At 67.4% G+C, this 17,646-nt stretch carries 15 protein-coding genes; all 15 read right to left on the bottom strand.

The genetic code is table 11. The annotated features are described in order from the left end of the window. Window positions 1-81: 81 nt before the first annotated feature. Window positions 82-588, bottom strand: coding sequence for a peroxiredoxin (locus tag WS87_RS03450; protein WP_059535173.1), 507 nt, complete (start codon window positions 586-588; stop codon window positions 82-84). A gap of 200 nt (window positions 589-788) precedes the next feature. Further along, a complete protein-coding gene (gene ftsZ / locus WS87_RS03445) occupies window positions 789-1,985 on the bottom strand; it encodes a cell division protein FtsZ (protein WP_011883181.1) in 1,197 nt (398 codons plus the stop codon). A gap of 111 nt (window positions 1,986-2,096) precedes the next feature. Next, window positions 2,097-3,329, bottom strand: a complete 1,233-nt coding sequence (gene ftsA, locus WS87_RS03435; RefSeq protein ID WP_006752447.1) for a cell division protein FtsA — start codon at window positions 3,327-3,329, stop codon at window positions 2,097-2,099. 26 nt (window positions 3,330-3,355) lie between these two features. Beyond that, a complete protein-coding gene (locus WS87_RS03430; protein ID WP_057926855.1) occupies window positions 3,356-4,108 on the bottom strand; it encodes a cell division protein FtsQ/DivIB in 753 nt (250 codons plus the stop codon). Between the two features lie 19 nt (window positions 4,109-4,127). Then, the gene (locus WS87_RS03425; protein WP_059688957.1) at window positions 4,128-5,069 is read right to left on the bottom strand and encodes a D-alanine--D-alanine ligase; all 942 of its coding nucleotides are present in this window, start codon (window positions 5,067-5,069) and stop codon (window positions 4,128-4,130) included. Window position 5,070: 1 nt separating this feature from the next. After that, window positions 5,071-6,468 (bottom strand): UDP-N-acetylmuramate--L-alanine ligase, encoded by a 1,398-nt coding sequence (murC, locus tag WS87_RS03420; RefSeq protein ID WP_059820695.1) that lies wholly within the window; start codon window positions 6,466-6,468, stop codon window positions 5,071-5,073. After that, window positions 6,465-7,568 (bottom strand): undecaprenyldiphospho-muramoylpentapeptide beta-N-acetylglucosaminyltransferase, encoded by a 1,104-nt coding sequence (gene murG / locus WS87_RS03415; RefSeq protein WP_059820694.1) that lies wholly within the window; start codon window positions 7,566-7,568, stop codon window positions 6,465-6,467. Before murG ends, murC begins: the two co-directional genes overlap by 4 nt. Beyond that, window positions 7,565-8,848, bottom strand: coding sequence for a putative lipid II flippase FtsW (gene ftsW / locus WS87_RS03410; RefSeq protein WP_059535166.1), 1,284 nt, complete (start codon window positions 8,846-8,848; stop codon window positions 7,565-7,567). The genes murG and ftsW overlap by 4 nt, the downstream gene beginning before the upstream one ends. Beyond that, on the bottom strand, window positions 8,845-10,353 hold the full coding sequence (gene murD / locus WS87_RS03405) for a UDP-N-acetylmuramoyl-L-alanine--D-glutamate ligase (RefSeq protein ID WP_059820693.1): 1,509 nt from the start codon (window positions 10,351-10,353) through the stop codon (window positions 8,845-8,847). Before murD ends, ftsW begins: the two co-directional genes overlap by 4 nt. Window positions 10,354-10,381: 28 nt before the next feature. Next, window positions 10,382-11,551 (bottom strand): phospho-N-acetylmuramoyl-pentapeptide-transferase, encoded by a 1,170-nt coding sequence (gene mraY, locus WS87_RS03400; protein WP_059451891.1) that lies wholly within the window; start codon window positions 11,549-11,551, stop codon window positions 10,382-10,384. A gap of 16 nt (window positions 11,552-11,567) precedes the next feature. Further along, complete coding sequence (locus tag WS87_RS03395; protein WP_059820692.1) at window positions 11,568-12,974, bottom strand: UDP-N-acetylmuramoyl-tripeptide--D-alanyl-D-alanine ligase; 1,407 nt, start codon at window positions 12,972-12,974, stop codon at window positions 11,568-11,570. Further along, window positions 12,971-14,509: a UDP-N-acetylmuramoyl-L-alanyl-D-glutamate--2,6-diaminopimelate ligase gene (locus WS87_RS03390; protein ID WP_059820691.1), complete on the bottom strand. Its 1,539-nt coding sequence runs from the start codon at window positions 14,507-14,509 to the stop codon at window positions 12,971-12,973. Before WS87_RS03390 ends, WS87_RS03395 begins: the two co-directional genes overlap by 4 nt. Further along, on the bottom strand, window positions 14,506-16,353 hold the full coding sequence (locus tag WS87_RS03385; RefSeq protein WP_059535159.1) for a peptidoglycan D,D-transpeptidase FtsI family protein: 1,848 nt from the start codon (window positions 16,351-16,353) through the stop codon (window positions 14,506-14,508). Before WS87_RS03385 ends, WS87_RS03390 begins: the two co-directional genes overlap by 4 nt. Then, a complete protein-coding gene (gene ftsL / locus WS87_RS03380) occupies window positions 16,350-16,691 on the bottom strand; it encodes a cell division protein FtsL (protein WP_059535158.1) in 342 nt (113 codons plus the stop codon). Before ftsL ends, WS87_RS03385 begins: the two co-directional genes overlap by 4 nt. Next, window positions 16,688-17,629, bottom strand: a complete 942-nt coding sequence (gene rsmH / locus WS87_RS03375) for a 16S rRNA (cytosine(1402)-N(4))-methyltransferase RsmH (RefSeq protein ID WP_059535156.1) — start codon at window positions 17,627-17,629, stop codon at window positions 16,688-16,690. Before rsmH ends, ftsL begins: the two co-directional genes overlap by 4 nt. Window positions 17,630-17,646 lie beyond the last annotated feature (17 nt).

The following is a 17,646-nucleotide window of genomic DNA, read 5'->3' as shown; positions in this document are numbered from 1 at the left end:
CGTTTCCGGTCATCGGCCCGTGTTACAACTGCCCTGAGGCCGGTGAGCAGCGTTGCCGGCAGGCAACGGCGCACCGCACGATCAGGACGTCAACGTCGCGAGCACACTCGCCGCATCGCTCACTTCGAACTTGCCCGGCGCTTCGACGGCCAGCGTCTTGACCACACCGTCGTCGACCACCATCGCGTAGCGCAGGGAACGGATTCCCATGCCACGCGCGGACAAATCCTGCGTCAGCCCCAGCGCATGAGTGAAAGCAGCGCTGCCGTCCGCCATCATGCGCACCTTGCCCGCGGTGTGCAGATCACGTCCCCATGCGCCCATCACGAATGCGTCGTTGACGGACACGCACCAGAGCTCGTCGATGCCCGCCGAGCGCAGTTGCTCGGCGTGCTCGACATAGCCCGGCACATGCTGCGCCGAACAGGTCGGCGTGAAAGCGCCCGGCAATCCGAAGATCACCACCCGCTTTCCCGCAACCTGATCGCGCACGCTGCAGGCATTCGGCCCCAGCGTGCAGCCTTCGCGCGCGTCGTCGATGAACTCGAACAGTTGCGCGTCGGGCAGCGCGTCGCCCACTTGAATCATGGCTGGTCCCTCATAGCGATACGGTTTTTCGGCGTATTGCGGACAGCACGTCCCATCCCGCTCCGCTCATGCGAAGAGGGCACGTTTCCCGGCCCGGCGTCGCATTCGACGCGGCCTGTCGTGGTCCGTGGCATCCGTCACGCCGGCGTTACCGCGGCAATCTCGTCGATCGCGCCGCGGCTTCGCCTGTGTGTGCGTCGTCAGTCAGCCTGCTTGCGCAGGAAAGCCGGAATGTCGTACGTGTCGACACCCTTCTCCTGCAGCGCCTGCACGTGCGATGCCGCGGTTTCGCGCGAGTTGCGCCACACCGCCGGCGTATCGAGCGCGCCGTAGTCGGCCGTGCTGACGTGCTGCGGCTGCGCATAGCCGTGCGAGACCGCGCTGACCGGCTGGTTGTCGGTACCCGTGCGCAGCAGCGTCATCGGAGCCGATTGCTGCTTCTTCGCCGCACGGCCCAGACCCGTCGCCACGACCGTCACGCGCAGTGCATCGCCCATTGCGTCGTCGTACACCGCACCGAAGATCACCGTGGCGTCTTCCGCCGCGTAGCTCTTGATCGTGTTCATCACTTCGCGCGTTTCAGACAGGCGCAGCGAACGGCTCGACGTGATGTTGACCAGCACACCGCGCGCGCCCGACAGATCGACGCCTTCGAGCAGCGGGCTCGCCACGGCCTGTTCCGCCGCGAGGCGTGCGCGATCGACGCCGGCGACCGTCGCCGTGCCCATCATCGCCTTGCCCTGCTCGCCCATCACCGTCTTCACGTCTTCGAAGTCGACGTTCACGAGGCCATCGACATTGATGATTTCGGCAATGCCTGCAACCGCGTTGTTCAACACGTCGTCCGCGCACTGGAAGCACTTGTCCATCTCGGCGTCATCGCCCATCACGTCGAACAGCTTGTCGTTCAGGACGACGATCAGCGAGTCGACGTGATCCTCCAGTTGCTGCGAGCCTGCTTCCGCGACGCGCATGCGCTTGCCGCCTTCGAATTCGAACGGCTTGCTGACGACACCGACCGTCAGGATGCCCATCTCCTTCGCGATCTGCGCGACCACCGGCGCCGCGCCCGTGCCCGTGCCACCACCCATGCCGGCCGTGATGAACACCATGTGCGCGCCACGCAGCGCGTCGGCGATGCGCTCACGCGCCTCTTCCGCCGCCGCCTTGCCCATTTCCGGCTTCGCGCCGGCGCCGAGGCCGGTGTTGCCGAGCTGGATCACGGACGGTGCGCGCGCGCGCGACAATGCCTGTGCGTCGGTGTTCATCACGATGAAGTCGACGCCCTGCACGCCACGGTTGATCATGTGCTGAACGGCATTGCCGCCAGCGCCGCCAACGCCGACCACCTTGATGATGGTGCCGTTGGTTTCGGTTTCCAGCATTTCGAATTCCATTGTTGCCTCCGTCAAGAAAATAAAACTACTCGGCCGTTATTCGGCAGGAGATCGGGCAACCCCCTGTCGCGCGCCAGCCGCCGGCACCGGCGCGAATTTCGATTCGGTTCGTCAGAAGTTGCTCAGGAACCATTCCTTCATCCGCGAGAAGATCTGCCCCGCGTTGCCGGACTGCACGGCGACCTTGCGGCCGCGCATGCGCTGAGCACTGCCTTCGACGAGCAGGCCCATCGCCGTCGAGTAGCGCGGATTGCGCACCACGTCGGCGAGGCCGCCTGCGTATTCCGGCGCGCCGATGCGCACCGGTTTCAGGAAAATGTCTTCGCCGAGCTCGACCATGCCCGGCATCATCGAAGCCCCGCCGGTAATGACCACGCCGGAGCTCAGCAGTTCTTCGTAACCCGACTCGCGCACGACCTGCTGCACGAGCGAGAACAGTTCCTCGACGCGCGGCTCGATCACGGCCGCGAGCGCCTGGCGCGACAGCGTGCGCGGGCCGCGTTCGCCGAGGCCCGGCACTTCGACCATCTCGTCCGGATCGGCGAGCGCCTGCTTCGCGATCCCGTAGCCGACCTTGATGTCTTCCGCGTCCGGCGTCGGCGTGCGCAGCGCCATCGCGATGTCGCTCGTGATCTGGTCGCCGGCGATCGGAATCACCGCGGTATGGCGGATCGCGCCTTCGGCGAAGATCGCGATGTCGGTCGTGCCGCCGCCGATGTCGACCAGCACCACGCCGAGATCCTTCTCGTCTTCCGTCAGCACGGCCAGCGACGACGCGAGCGGCTGCAGGATCAGGTCGTTCACTTCCAGCCCGCAGCGGCGCACGCACTTGACGATGTTCTGCGCGGCACTGACCGCGCCCGTCACGATGTGCACCTTCACCTCGAGGCGGATACCGCTCATCCCGATCGGCTCGCGCACGTCTTCCTGGCCGTCGATGATGAATTCCTGCGTGAGGATGTGCAGCACCTGCTGGTCGGTCGGGATGTTGATCGCCTTCGCGGTCTCGATCACGCGCGCGACGTCCGTCTGCGTGACTTCCTTGTCCTTGATCGCGACCATCCCGCTCGAGTTGAAGCTGCGGATATGGCTGCCGGCAATCCCCGTGAACACGTTGGTGATCTTGCAGTCGGCCATCAGCTCGGCTTCCTCGAGCGCGCGCTGGATCGACTGCACGGTGGCCTCGATATTGACCACCACGCCCTTCTTCAGACCCTTCGATTCGCTCTGGCCGAGGCCGATCACCTCGTAATGGCCTTCGCCCTTCAGCTCGGCGACGATGGCCACCACCTTCGACGTGCCGATGTCGAGGGAAACCAGCAGATCCTTGTAGTCTTTGCTCATAAAGTGCTCTTGCGTGTGATCTCTCGTTACTTCTTGCGCTTGTCGGTATCGGTCAGGAACCGCATGCCTGCCGCACGAATCGCGAATCCGTTCGGATAACGCAGGTCCGCGTACTCGATGTCGTTGCCCCAACGCTCCGTGACGGCCGGCCACGCGGCGACGAGGCGCTGGCTCCGGTCATGCAGGGTCTCGCTGGTGCGCTCCTTGCCCAGCTCGACCTGCATGCCGTTCGACAGCTTCACCGTCCACGCGTAGCGCGCCGACAGCGTCACTTCTTCCGGCGCCGCCTTCAGCGGCGCAAACCAGTTCGTGAAGTCGCGATACCGCGTGACGACTTCCTTCGCACTGCCCTCCGGGCCGTCGAACGCCGGCAGTTCCTGATCCAGTTCGCCCTGGTTCGCGGTGAACAGCTCACCGTCTACGCTCACGAGCTGCGCGCTGCCCCAGGTCCCGAGCGGTTTGTACTCCTCGAGCGTGACAGCCAGCGCATTCGGCCACACCCGGCGCACGCTCGCGTGGCGCACCCACGGCATCTGCTCGAACGCGGCACGCGCCGTATCGAGATCGACCGTGAAGAAATTGCCCTTCAGCCGGCCGACCACGCCCGCACGCACCGTCGGCGTGTTGATGTGCTCGGTGTCGCCGTCGATCCGGATTTCGCGCAGCGCGAACGTCGGACGCTGGATCAGCCAGTAGCAGCCGGCCGCCGCCAACACGAGCAGCAACAGCGCGTACAGCGCGCTGGCGGCAAGGTTGAGTTGGCGAACGTTGTTCCACATACGTCGTTCCGTTCCTGCGTCAGTCGTTGAGCGTAAGCGACAGCACCTTCACGACCAGCTCCGAATAGCTGATGCCGATCGACCGCGCGGCCTTCGGCGGCAGCGAGTGGTCGGTCATCCCGGGGGCCGTGTTCACTTCCAGGAAATACGCGTTGCCGGCGGCATCGAGCATGAAGTCCGCCCGACCCCAGTCGGTGCAGCCGAGCACGTCGAACGCGCGGCGCGCGATGCGCTTCAGTTCCGTTTCCTGTTCCGCGGGCAGCCCGCACGGAATCAGGTACTGCGTATCGTCGGCGACATACTTCGCGTGGTAGTCGTAGAACTCGCCGGCCGGCACGATCTTGATCAGCGGCAGGTCGAGATCGCCGGCGATGCACGCGGTGTATTCGCCGCCGCCTTCGATGCTCTTCTCGACGATCACGATCTTGTCGTGCGTCGCCGCTTCCGACAGTGCGGCGGGCAACGCGTCGGCCGTCTTCACCTTCAGCACCGCGACGCTCGAGCCCTCGCTCGCCGGCTTCACGAACAGCGGCAGGCCGAGCTTCGCGACGATGTCCGCCGCGCGCGCCGCGTAGTCGTCGCCGCGCATCACCGTCTCGAACGGCGGCGTCGGCACGCCCGTCTGCTGCCACACGAGCTTCGTGCGGAACTTGTCGAGGCCGAGCGCCGAGCCGAGCACGCCGCTGCCCGTGTAGCGGATTCCGTAGAAATCGAGCGCGCCCTGGATCTGGCCGTTCTCGCCGTAGCCGCCGTGCAGCGCGTTGAACGCGCGCACGAAGCCTTCGTCCTTCAGCGCCGACAACGGCCGCTCGGCCGGGTCGAACGGATGCGCGTCGACGCCCGCGTCACGCAGGCCCTGCAGCACGAGACGGCCCGAGGTGAGCGACACCTCGCGCTCGGCGGATTCGCCGCCGAACAACACCGCCACCTTGCCGAAACGTTTCGGATCGATCCCGCTCATGTCATGCCTTCTGTTGTGTGTGTTGCACGAGCTTCGCCGGCACGCCGCCGATCGAACCCGCGCCCATCGTGATCACCACGTCGCCTTTCTGCGCGACCTTGGCCAGTGCGTCCGGCACGTCGTCGACCGTCGCGACGAACACCGGGTCAACCTTGCCCACCGCCCGCAGCGCACGCGACAGCGCGTCACCATTGGCCGTCGCGATCGCCGCTTCGCCCGCGGCATAGACTTCCGTCAGCACCAGCGCGTCGACCGTCGACAGCACATTGACGAAGTCGTCGAAACAATCGCGCGTGCGCGTGTAGCGGTGCGGCTGGAACGCCAGCACGAGGCGGCGGCCCGGGAACGCGCCGCGCGCGGCCGCGATCGTCGCGGCCATCTCGACGGGGTGGTGGCCGTAGTCGTCGATCAGCGTGTACTGGCCGCCGTCCGCGCTCGGCACCTCGCCGTAGCGCTGGAAGCGTCGGCCGACGCCGTTGAATTCCGCCAGCGCCAGCTGGATCGCGTCGTCCGCCACGCCGAGATCGGTCGCGATCGCGATCGCCGCGAGCGCGTTCTGCACGTTGTGCAGGCCCGGCAGGTTCAGCACCACCGCGAGCGGCGCACGGCCTTCGCGGATCACCGTGAAGTGCATGCGGCCGTCGCGCGCGTCGATGTCTTCCGCGCGCACCTGCGCGTCCGGCGACAACCCGTAGCGCACGACCGGCTTCGAGATGAACGGGATGATCTGCCGCACGTTCGGATCGTCGACGCACACCACCGCGCTGCCGTAGAACGGCAGGCGCTGCGTGAATTCGATGAACGCCTGCTTGAGCCGCGCGAAATCGTGGCCGTAGGTGTCCATGTGATCGGCGTCGATGTTCGTGATGACTTCGATCACCGGATACAGGTTCAGGAACGACGCGTCCGACTCGTCGGCCTCGGCGACGATGAAGTCACCCGTGCCGAGCCGCGCGTTCGCACCGGCGCTGATCAGCCGGCCGCCGATCACGAAGGTCGGGTCCAGCCCGCCCGCCGCGAGCACGCTCGCGACGAGGCTCGTCGTCGTGGTCTTGCCGTGCGTGCCGGCGATCGCGATCCCCTGCTTCAGGCGCATCAGCTCCGCGAGCATCACCGCGCGCTGCACGATCGGCACGCGCTGGTGGCGCGCGGCGAGCACTTCGGGGTTGTCCGAGCGCACGGCCGTCGACACGACGACCGCGTTCGCGCCCTCGATGTTCGCCGCGTCGTGCCCGATCGCGATCCGCGCGCCGAGCGCCGCGAGACGATCGGTCACCGCGTTGCGCGACAGGTCGGAGCCGCTGACCTCGTAGCCGAGGTTGACGAGCACTTCGGCGATGCCGCTCATGCCCGCGCCGCCGATCCCGACGAAATGAATGTGTTTGACGATGTGTTTCATTGCAGTTGTTCCAGGTTCGCGCCAGCCACCTTCGCGCAGACGCGCGCGACTTCGTCGGTGGCCTCGGGCTTCGCCAGCGAGCGCGAACGCTCCGCCATGTCCGCGAGCGACGCCCGCGACTGGCCGCGCAGCCAGTCGGCAAGCAGTTCCGCCGACAGGTCGCGTTGTTGCACCAGCACCGCCGCGCCCGCATCGGCGAGGAACGCGGCGTTGGTCGTCTGGTGGTCGTCGACCGCGTACGGGAACGGCACGAACAGCGCCGCCACGCCCACCGCCGCGATTTCCGACACCGTCATCGCGCCGGAGCGGCAGATCACGAGATCCGCCGCCGCGTAAGCGGTGGCCATGTCGTCGATGAACGGCACGAGCCGCACGTCGTCGCCGCCGGTGAATCCGGCCGCTTCGTAATTCGCCTTCAGCGCGTCGATGTGCTTCGCGCCGGCCTGGTGCACGATGCGCGGGCGCTCGCCCGGCGCCAGCAGCGCCAGCGCGCGCGGCACGACTTCGTTCAGCGCGGCGGCGCCGAGACTGCCGCCGACGACCAGCACGTTCAGCGGGCCGCTGCGCGACGCATAGCGTGCCTTGGGCGTTTCCGTGCGCGCAAGTTCCGCGCGAATCGGGTTGCCGGTCCATTCCGCGTGCGGCAGTGCGCCCGGGAACGCAACGAGCACGCGCTTCGCGAATTTCGCGAGCACCTTGTTCGCGAGACCGGCGATCGAATTCTGTTCGTGCAGCACGAGCGGGCGGCCCGACAGCGCGGCCATCACGCCCGCCGGGAACGTGATGTAGCCGCCCATCCCGAGCACGACGTCCGGCCGAACGCGGCGCAGCGCGCCGAGACTCTGCCAGCACGCGCGCAGCAGGTTGATCGGCAGCGTCAGCTTGGTCTTCAGGCCCTTGCCGCGCAGTCCGCCGAAGCGCACGTATTCCATCGGAATGCCGTGCTTCGGCACGAGCGTCGCTTCCATCCCGGCCGGATTGCCGAGCCACACGACGCGCCAACCCGCCGCTTCCATCCGGTGCGCGACGGCGAGCCCCGGGAACACGTGGCCCCCGGTGCCGCCTGCCATCACCATCAGCGTGCGTCGCGACGCGGTCATACCTTCCCTCCCCGCATCAATACGCGATTTTCATAGTCGACCCGCAACAGCACCGCAAGCGCGACACAGTTCAGCAGGATGCCCGAGCCGCCGTAGCTCACGAGCGGCAGCGTCAGGCCCTTGGTCGGCAGCAGGCCGAGGTTCACGCCCATGTTGATGAACGTCTGCGCGCCGAACCAGATGCCGATGCCCTTCGCCATCAAGCCCGCGAACGTGCGGTCGAGCGCGAGCGCCTGACGACCGATCTCGAACGCGCGGCGCACGATCCAGTAAAACAGCAGGATCACGACCAGCACGCCGACGAAGCCGAGTTCCTCGCCGATCACCGCGAGGATGAAGTCGGTATGCGCTTCGGGCAGGTAGTTCAGCTTCTCGACGCTGCCGCCGAGGCCGACGCCGAACCACTCGCCGCGGCCGAACGCGATCAGCGAGTGCGTGAGCTGGTACGCCTTGCCCTGCGCATAGCGTTCGTCCCACGGATCGAGGTACGCGAAGATCCGCTCGCGACGCCACGGTGACAGCCATACGAGCATCGTGAAGGTGCCAACCGCCGTCGCGACCAGGCCGCCGAACAGCTTGCCGTTGACGCCGCCGAGGAACAGCACGCCCATCGCGATCGCGGCAACCACCATGAACGCGCCCATGTCCGGTTCGAGCAGCAGCAGCGCGCCGACGAGACCGACCGCGAACGCCATCGGCAGGAAGCCCTTCGCGAAGCTCTGCATGTATTCCTGCTTGCGCACCGTGTAGTTCGCCGCGTAGATCGTCACCGCGAGCTTCATGATTTCCGACGGCTGCATGTTCGTGATGCCGAGCGGAATCCAGCGGCGCGCACCGTTCACACCCTTGCCGACGTGCGGGATCAGCACGATCACGAGGCCGACCAGTGCGATCAGGAAGAGATGCGGCGCGTATTTGTCCCAGGTCGACACGGGCACGCGGAACGCGATCACCGCCGCGATGAACGCGACGCCAAGCGACACGCAGTGGCGCATCAGGAACGCATAGTCGTGATACGACGCATATTTCGGCGAATCGGGCATCGCGATCGACGCCGAATACACCATCACCACGCCGAGCCCGAGCAGCGCGATCGCGACCCACAGCAGCGAGTAGTCGAAATCGAGCATTCGCGAGCGGCTCGGCCGCACGCCGTTGACGACGCTCGCGAGGCCGCCGGTCGCGGCGCGCGTGGCCGACGCGACGCGGCCGCCGGCGGCATTGCCGCCGGTGTCGCGCCGGTCGTTGAAACGGGAGACGAGGCGATCGGACCAACTCATGGCGTCGCTCCTTTGTCGATGGCGATTTCATCCACCGCCGCGCGGAACACATCCGCGCGATGGGCGTAGTTCCTGAACATGTCGAGGCTCGCGCACGCGGGCGACAGCAGCACCGCATCGCCCGGCTCGGCGAGGTCGGCGGCGGCACGCACCGCGCCTTCGAGCGTCGCGTGGTCGGCGAGCGGCACGCCGGTTTCGGCGAGCGTGTCGCGAATCGCCGGCGCATCGCGGCCGATCAGCATCACCGCACGGCACCAGCGCGCGACCGGCGCGACCAGCGGCGCGAAATCCTGACCCTTGCCGTCGCCGCCGGCGATCAGCACGATCTTCTGCGCGAGCCCGTCGAGCGCGGCCACCGTCGCGCCGACGTTCGTTCCCTTGCTGTCGTCGACGTAGTCCACGTCGTCGATCGTCGCGATCACTTCGACGCGATGCGCCTCGCCGCGGTATTCGCGCAGCGCGTGCAGCAGCGGCGCGGCCGGCAGATCGATCGCGCGTGCAAGCGCGAACGCGGCCAGCGCGTTCGCCGCATTGTGCAGCCCGCGGATGCGCAGCGCGTCGGCCGGCATCAGGCGCTTCTGCGCGATGTCGGGCGTATGCGCGCCGTCGCGCTTGCGGCGACGGCTCGTCGTCTCGTCGGGCGCGTCGCGGTCGACCGCTTCGACCAGCCACGCAATGCCGTTGTCGCGCGACAGGCCGTAGTCGCCGTCCTGCGTCGGTTCGTTCAGGCCGAACGTGACCGTGCGCGCCGCATCGGCCGCGCCGGCGGCCGGCGCGAACTTCATCACGGCCGCATCGTCGCGGTTGAGCACGCGCGTGGTTGTCGCGCCGAAGATCCGGCCCTTCGCGGCCGCATAGGCGTCGAAGCTGCCGTGCCAGTCGAGGTGATCCTGCGTGATGTTGAGGATCGCGGCCGCGTCCGGCGCGAACGTGCGTGCCGTCTCGAGCTGGAAGCTCGACAGTTCGAGCACCCAGACGTCGGGCAACGCCGTATCGTCGATCGCGCCCGCGAGCCGGTCGAGCATCGCCGGGCTGATGTTGCCGGCAACGGCGACCTTCTTGCCCGAACGCTGGCACAGCAGGCCCGTGAGGCTCGTCGTCGTGGTCTTGCCGTTGGTGCCGGTGATCGCGAGCACCTTCGGCTGATAGCCGCTCGTGCCGAGCGCGCGCAGCGCCTGCGCGAAGAATTCCAGTTCGCCCCACACGGCGATCGCGCGCTCGTTCGCGGCCGCGATCAGCGCCGCCAGTGCCGGTTCGAGCGGCGACAGGCCGGGGCTCAGCCCGACGATCTCGACGCCGCCGTCGAGCAGTGCAGGCGTGAACGGCCCGCCGACGAACTCCGCATCGATGCCTTCGGCCTGCAGCGCGGCAAGGTTCGGCGGCGCCTCGCGGGTATCGGCAATACGCAGCCGGCACCCGTGCCTCGCGCACCATCGCGCGATCGCGAGACCCGATTCCCCGAGCCCCAGTACGAGCACCATCGGCCGCTGCCGATCTCCAAACATCTCGCCAGACATCCTTGTTACCTTTCCTTTACCGCAACTTGAGGGTGGACAGACCGAACAGGCACAGCATCAGCGTGATGATCCAGAAACGCACCACCACCTGCGTTTCCTTCCAGCCGGACAATTCGAAATGGTGATGCAGCGGTGCCATCTTCAGCAGGCGCCGCCCTTCGCCGTAACGCTTCTTCGTGTACTTGAACCACGACACCTGCAGCATCACCGACAGCGTTTCCGCGACGAAGATGCCGCCCATGATGAACAGCACGATTTCCTGGCGCACGATCACCGCGACCGTGCCGAGCGCGCCGCCAAGCGCCAGCGCGCCGACGTCGCCCATGAACACCTGCGCGGGGTGCGTGTTGTACCAGAGGAACGCGAGCCCTGCCCCGCCCATCGCGGAGCAGAAGATCAGCAATTCACCGGCGCCCGGGATGTGCGGGAACAGCAGGTATTTCGAATAGACCGAGCTGCCCATCACGTACGCGAACACACCCAGCGACGCACCGACCAGCACGACCGGCATGATCACTAGACCGTCGAGGCCGTCGGTCAGGTTCACCGCGTTGCTCGCGCCGACGATCACGAAGTAGGTCAGCACGATGAAGCCCCAGACGCCCAGCGGGTAGCTGATCGACTTCAGGAACGGCAACATCAGGTCGGCCCGCGCGGGCAGCCCCATCGACAGGCCGCTGCGCACCCACGCCATGAACAGGTCGAACACACGCACGTTGTTCGCCTCGGACACGCTGAATGCGAGGTAGACCGCCGCGAACAGCCCGATCACCGACTGCCAGAAATACTTTTCGCGCGACGACATCCCGCGCGGGTCCTTGTAGACGACCTTGCGGTAGTCGTCGACCCAGCCAATCACGCCGAAGCCGAACGTGACGAGCATCACGATCCAGATGAAACGGTTCGTCAGGTCGCCCCACAGCAGCGTCGCGACCGCGATGCCGATCAGGATCAGCACGCCGCCCATCGTCGGCGTGCCGGACTTGACGAGATGGCTCTGCGGGCCGTCCTTGCGCACGGCCTGCCCGACCTTCATTTGCGTCAGCTTGCGGATCACCCACGGTCCGCACACGAGCCCGATCCCGAGCGCGGTGATGGTAGCCATCACCGCACGGAACGTCAGGTACGTGAACAAGCGCAAAAAGCTTGCGTCTCCTTGCAGCCATTGCGCCAGCGCCAGCAGCATGCTTCCTTCCTTCTACTCAGTGTGCAGCGGGCACCGTGCCCGCCGCGGGTTGTTTCGTCAGCGCGTCGACCACGCGCTCCATCTTCATGTACCGCGAGCCCTTCACGAGCACCGTCGCCTGCGCGCCGTAGCCCGCCGCGAGCAGCGCCGTCACCAGCGCGCCGACGTCGCCGAAATGGCGGGCCGTGTCGCCGTACGCGGTACATGCATCGCGCGACGCATCGCCGAGCGCGAACAGCGCATCGATGCCGCGCTCGCGCGCATATGCGCCGATCTCCCGGTGAAATGCCGGGCCTTCGTCGCCCACCTCGCCCATGTCGCCGATCACCAGCACGCGCGGCGCCGGTTGTGCGGCCAGCACGTCGATCGCCGCGCGCATCGAATCGGGGTTCGCGTTGTAGGTGTCGTCGACGACCGTCGCGCCCGCGAGGCTGCCGACGTCCGCTCGCCGGACCTGCAAACGGCCCTTGACCGGCTCGAACGATTCGAGGCCCTGCTTGATCGCGGCCAGCTCGATACCGGCCGCGAGCGTCGCGGCCGTGGCCGCCAATGCGTTGCGTGCGTTGTGCTCGCCGAGCGCGCGCAGCCGCACCGTCACCGAGCCGGACGGCGTGTCGATCGCAAGCTCGCCGCCGTGCAGACGGCCCGTGACCTGCGCTTCGATCTGCCGTTCGGCGTCGTGCAGCGCGAAATCGAGAATCCGGTTGCCGGTCGCCGCGACACGCCAGATACCGGCGTACGCATCGTCGGCCGGAAACACCGCGACGCCGTCCGGCGTCAGCGCGTGGATCACGGCCGCGTGTTCGAGCGCGACCGCCTCGACCGTCGCCATGAATTCCTGGTGTTCGCGCTGCGCATTGTTGACGAGCGCGACGGTCGGCGCCGCGAGGCGCGCGAGAACTTCGGTCTCGCCCGGGTGATTCATCCCGAGCTCGATCACCGCGACGCGATGCGCGCCCGACAGGCGCAGCAGCGTCAGCGGCACGCCGATGTCGTTGTTCAGGTTGCCGGCCGTCGCCAGCCGCGCGTCTGTGCCGACTGCCGCCGTAAAGATCGACGCGATCATTTCCTTGACGGTCGTCTTGCCGTTGCTGCCCGTCACCGCGACGAGCGGCACCGCGAAGCGCTTGCGCCAGCCATGCGCGAGCGCGCCGAGCGCGGCACGCGTTTCACCGCCCTCGACGACCGGCATCGCAAGGCCCGCCGGCGCGTGCGCGACGAGCGCCGCGGCCGCGCCGCGCGCGGCCACGTCGCCGAGGAAGTCGTGCGCGTCGAAGCGTTCGCCCTTCAGCGCGACGAACAGGTCGCCCGGGCCGACCGTGCGGCTGTCCGTCGACACGCGCTTGAAGGTGGTGTCCGGATCGCCGTGGACGGTCGCACCGGGAATCAGGCGCGCGGCTTCGCCGAGACTGAGCATCGTCATTCGCCGCCTCCCTTGCCGTGCGTCGCGCGTGCCGCGAGCGCGAGCCGCGCGTGATCCTGATCGGAGAACGCGCGCTTCTTGCCCATGATTTCCTGCGTCGCCTCGTGCCCCTTGCCGGCCAGCACGACGACGTCCTCGCGGGCGGCGCCGCGCACGGCCTGCAGGATCGCGCTCGCGCGATCCTCGATGCGGCGTGCGCGATCGGGCGCGGTCATCCCCGCGATGACCTGGTCGATGATGCGCTGCGGATCCTCGCTGCGCGGATTGTCGCTCGTCACGACGACTTCGTCGGCGAGCCGCTCGGCGATCGCGCCCATCAGCGGGCGCTTCGTCGCGTCGCGATCGCCGCCGCAACCGAACATGCAGACGAGTCGCCCGCCGCGCGCCGCCGCGATCGGGCGCAATGCATCGAGCGTCTTGTCGAGTGCATCGGGCGTGTGCGCGTAGTCGATCACGACCAGCGGTTCGTCGTTCTGCAGCCGGCCGCCAAGGCGCTGCATGCGCCCGTTGACGGACTCGAGCCGCGTAATCTCCGCGACGGCCGCATCGAACGGCACGTCGGCCGCGAGCAGCGAGCCGAGCACCGCGAGCAGGTTGCTGACGTTGAACGCGCCGAGCGTGCCGACCTCGACGTCCGCGTCGCCCCACGACGAGCGCAGGCGGAAAGCCGTGCCCGTGGCGGTCGCGCGCACGTCGAGCGCGACCAGCTCGCGATCGGCGTCGGCCGCCTGTGCGTCGCCTATCCCGTATGCGATCGTGCGCACGCGGCCGGCCAGCTTCTCGAGCAGGCGACGGCCGGCCTCGTCGTCGCGATTGACGACCGCCGCGCGCAGACCGCGCCACGCGAACAGCTTCGACTTCGCGGCTTCGTACGCGTCGAACGTGCCGTGATAGTCGAGGTGATCCTGCGTGAGGTTCGTGAAAACGGCGATGTCGAATGCCGTGCCGTTCACGCGGCCCTGATGCAGCGCGTGCGAAGACACTTCCATCGCGACGGCTTTCGCGCCCGCGTCATGCAGTTGCGCGAGGCTGCGCTGCAGCTGCGGCGCGTCAGGTGTCGTGAAGCCGGTCGGCACCAGCTGCCCCGGCATGCCGCTGCCGAGCGTGCCGATCAGCGCGCACGGCTGGTGCAGCGCCGTCAGCGCGGCCGCGATCCATTGCGTGCAGGACGTCTTGCCGTTGGTGCCGGTCACGCCGATGGCGAGCAGGCTGTCGCTCGGGTCGCCGTACCAGCCGCTGGCGATCTCGCCTGCCAGCTGGTCGAGCGCCGGCACCGCGAGTGCGACGGGCACGGCCGGTGCGGCTTCGAGGCCTTCCGGCTGATACAGCACGGCGGCCGCGCCGCGCGCGGCGGCATCGGAAATGAAGGCGCGATTGTCTGCCCCGTCGACCGCATAGCCGAGGAACACGTCGCCGGCCTTCAGGCTGCGCGTGTCGGCATGCAGTTGCGCTGCGGGGGCCACATGCTGGCGCAGCCACGCAAGCGCGGCCGCGATCTGCTGATGCGCCGGATGGGAACTGCGAGCGGCGCTCATCGAACAACTCCTGGTGAATTACGTGTCGTGCTGGATACGATCATATGCTTCGCGCCGCCGCCCGCGGCGAGCTTTTGCGGGCCCGTCCCGGCGGGCGCGCCAGGCGCGTCGTCGGACACGACGAGCTGCTTGATCGGCATGTTCGGCGGCACGTTCAGCGCGCGCATCGTATCGCCCGCGATCGCCGAGAATACGGGGCCCGACACCTGGCCGCCGAAGTGGCTGCCGGCGGTCGGCTCGTCGACCGACACCGCGATCACGACGCGCGGATTCGGCATCGGCGCCATGCCGACGAACGACGCGCGGTACTTGCGCGTGTAGCCGTGACCTTCATGCTTGTACGCGGTACCGCTCTTGCCGCCGACGCGATAACCCGGCACGGCCGCATCGGGCGACGTACCGCCCGGCGCCACCACCGTTTCGAGCATCGCACGCACTTCGCGCGCGGTAGTCGGGTTGAACACCTGCGTGCCCACGATCGGCTGATTGGGGTCGGTCTTGAAAATGGTCACGGGCATCAGCTCGCCGTCGTGCGCGATCGCCGTGTAGGCGCGCGCGAGCTGGAACAGCGACACCGACAGGCCGTAGCCGTACGACATCGTCGCCTGCTCGATGCGACGCCAGCTCTTCCACGGACGCAGGCGACCGGCCACCGCGCCCGGGAACCCGACCTTCGGCGCCTGGCCGAGGCCGATGCTCGTATACATATTCCACATTTCCTCGGGCCGCATCGTCATCGCGATCTTCGTCGCACCGATGTTGCTCGACTTCTGGATCACGCCGCCGACCGTCAGCGTGCCGAAACCTGCGTCGTCGGTGATCGGTGCGCCGTCGAGCACGAAATGCCCGTTGCCCGTCTCGACGAGCGTGTTCGGCGTCACGCGGTGCAGGTCGAGCGCGAGCGACACCGTAAACGGCTTCATGATCGAACCCGGTTCGAACACGTCGGTCATGATCCGGTTGCGCAACTGCTCGCCCGTCATGCGAGAGCGGTCGTTCGGGTTGTACGTCGGGTAATTGACGAGCGCCAGCACCTCGCCGGTGCGCACGTCGACGACCATCGCCGCGCCGGCCTTCGCCTTGAACTTCTCGACGGCGGCCTTCAGGTTTGCATACGCGATGTACTGGATCTTGCTGTCGATCGACAGGTCGACGTCCGTCCCGTTGTGCGGCGGAATCTGTTCGGCGACATCCTCGACGATGTGCCCCATCCGGTCCTTGATCACGCGGCGCACGCCGGATGTGCCGGACAGCATCTTCTGGTCGCCGAGTTCGACGCCCTCCTGCCCTTCGTCCTCGACGTTCGTGAAGCCGATCAGGTGAGCCGTGATCTCGCCTTCCGGATAGAAGCGCTTGTATTCGTTGCGCTGATAGATACCGGGAATGTCGAGCGCGGCGACCTTGTCCGCGACGTCGATCGGAACCTGGCGCTTTACGTAGACGAAACCCTTGTCTTGCGACAGCTTCACGCGCAGTTCCTTCGGCGTCATGCCGAGGAGCTTGCCGAGCTGGTTGACCTTGCCGGCATCGAGATCGTCAGGCACGGCGTCGGGAATCGCCCAGATCGCCCGCACGGGCAGACTCGTCGCGAGCACGAGCCCGTTACGGTCGAGGATCTTGCCGCGCGTGGCCGGCAGCTCGATCGTGCGCTGGTAGCGGCTCTCGCCCTGCTTCTGGTAGAACGCGTTGCCGGGGCCCTGGATCCAGAACGCCCGCGCGGCGAGCGCGACGAACGCCATGAACAGCAGGAACACGACGAGTTTCGAGCGCCACATCGGCAGGTGCACGCCGAGCACGGGGCTCGACGAGAACTTCACGTCCTGGCGCTTTTGCGACGGCTTCATCGCGCGCCTCCATTGCCCTTGGTGGCCGTATCGGCCGACGCGGGAATCGGCGCGTCGATCGCCTTCGCGGCGCCCGACGGCAGCGTCAGGTACTGGGTGCGGCCCGTCGTGATCGGCTGCATCTTCAGCGAATCGTTCGCGAGCTGCTCGATGCGGGACGTCTTGGACAGCGCGCTCTGCTGATATTGAAGCTGCGCGTAGTCCTGCTGGAGCTGACGCTCCTGCGACTGCGCGCGCTGCAGCTGAATGAAGATCTGGCGCTGCTGGTTCGTCGAGTTGACGACCGACAGCGCGCAGCCCATCACGATGATCAGCAGGAAGATGTTGAAGCGGCTCATGGCGTGACGCGCTCCGCGATGCGCATCACTGCCGACCGGGCGCGCGGATTCGCGGCGACTTCCGCCTCGCTCGGGAACTGACGGCTGATGATCTTGAGCGGCGGGCTCGGGAGGTCGACGGCGCGGATCGGCAGGCGACGATCGACCGCGGGCGCACTCGCGTGCGCCTGCATGAATCGCTTGACGATCCGGTCCTCGAGTGAATGAAAGCTGATGACCACCAGCCGCCCCCCTTGCTCCAGCAACGACAATGCCGCGTCTAGTACGACTTGCAGGTCCGCAAGCTCTTGATTGACGTGAATCCGTATAGCCTGAAAGGTGCGGGTTGCCGGATCCTTGCCCTTCTCACGGGTTTTGACGACGTTACCCACGATTTGGGCAAGCTCGCCCGTGGTGTCGAGAGGCCCAAGACGGTCGGACTCTGCCCGGCGAGCAACAAGCGCCTTTGCAATCTGAAAAGCAAACCGTTCTTCCCCATAATCTCGTATCACCTCCGTCAATTCCTGCACCGAAGCCCGCGCGAGCCACTCGGCCGCCGACTCGCCGCGCGTCGGATCCATTCGCATGTCCAGCGGGCCATCCGCGCGAAAGCTGAAGCCGCGCGCCGGATCGTCCACCTGCGGCGAGGACACGCCCAGGTCCAGCAACACACCCGACACCTTCTCGACACCGCGCGCCGCAAGCGCGTCGCGCATCGATGCAAAGCTGTCATGCACGATCGAGAAGCGCGCATCCTCGATGCGCTGCGCCGTCTCGATCGCCCTCGGATCCTTGTCGAACGCGATCAGCCGGCCGCCCGGCGCCAGCCGCGCGAGCACCGCGCGGCTATGACCGCCGCGCCCGAACGTGCCGTCGACATAAATGCCGTCCGGCCGCGTCACGAGCGAATCGACCGCTTCGTCCAACAGTACGGTCCGATGCTGCAATTCGTTTCCCATCGCGGGCGTCTCCGTCA

This window comes from Burkholderia sp. MSMB0856, assembly GCF_001524645.2.
Lineage (GTDB): Bacteria > Pseudomonadota > Gammaproteobacteria > Burkholderiales > Burkholderiaceae > Burkholderia > Burkholderia diffusa.
The sequence above is the reverse complement of the archived record's forward strand: the minus strand, read 5'-3'. Positions and strand labels throughout refer to the sequence as shown.

Coding starts and splice junctions, on each gene's coding strand:
- ftsW (WP_059535166.1), bottom strand. CDS start 8,848: ATGAGTTGGTCCGATCGCCTCGTCTCCCGTTTCAACGACCGGCGCGAC.
- ftsL (WP_059535158.1), bottom strand. CDS start 16,691: ATGAGCCGCTTCAACATCTTCCTGCTGATCATCGTGATGGGCTGCGCG.
- WS87_RS03395 (WP_059820692.1), bottom strand. CDS start 12,974: ATGACGATGCTCAGTCTCGGCGAAGCCGCGCGCCTGATTCCCGGTGCG.
- WS87_RS03430 (WP_057926855.1), bottom strand. CDS start 4,108: ATGTGGAACAACGTTCGCCAACTCAACCTTGCCGCCAGCGCGCTGTAC.
- murC (WP_059820695.1), bottom strand. CDS start 6,468: ATGAAACACATCGTCAAACACATTCATTTCGTCGGGATCGGCGGCGCG.
- rsmH (WP_059535156.1), bottom strand. CDS start 17,629: ATGGGAAACGAATTGCAGCATCGGACCGTACTGTTGGACGAAGCGGTC.
- ftsZ (WP_011883181.1), bottom strand. CDS start 1,985: ATGGAATTCGAAATGCTGGAAACCGAAACCAACGGCACCATCATCAAG.
- mraY (WP_059451891.1), bottom strand. CDS start 11,551: ATGCTGCTGGCGCTGGCGCAATGGCTGCAAGGAGACGCAAGCTTTTTG.
- WS87_RS03390 (WP_059820691.1), bottom strand. CDS start 14,509: ATGAGCGCCGCTCGCAGTTCCCATCCGGCGCATCAGCAGATCGCGGCC.
- WS87_RS03450 (WP_059535173.1), bottom strand. CDS start 588: ATGATTCAAGTGGGCGACGCGCTGCCCGACGCGCAACTGTTCGAGTTC.
- murG (WP_059820694.1), bottom strand. CDS start 7,568: ATGACCGCGTCGCGACGCACGCTGATGGTGATGGCAGGCGGCACCGGG.
- WS87_RS03385 (WP_059535159.1), bottom strand. CDS start 16,353: ATGAAGCCGTCGCAAAAGCGCCAGGACGTGAAGTTCTCGTCGAGCCCC.
- WS87_RS03425 (WP_059688957.1), bottom strand. CDS start 5,069: ATGAGCGGGATCGATCCGAAACGTTTCGGCAAGGTGGCGGTGTTGTTC.
- ftsA (WP_006752447.1), bottom strand. CDS start 3,329: ATGAGCAAAGACTACAAGGATCTGCTGGTTTCCCTCGACATCGGCACG.
- murD (WP_059820693.1), bottom strand. CDS start 10,353: ATGTTTGGAGATCGGCAGCGGCCGATGGTGCTCGTACTGGGGCTCGGG.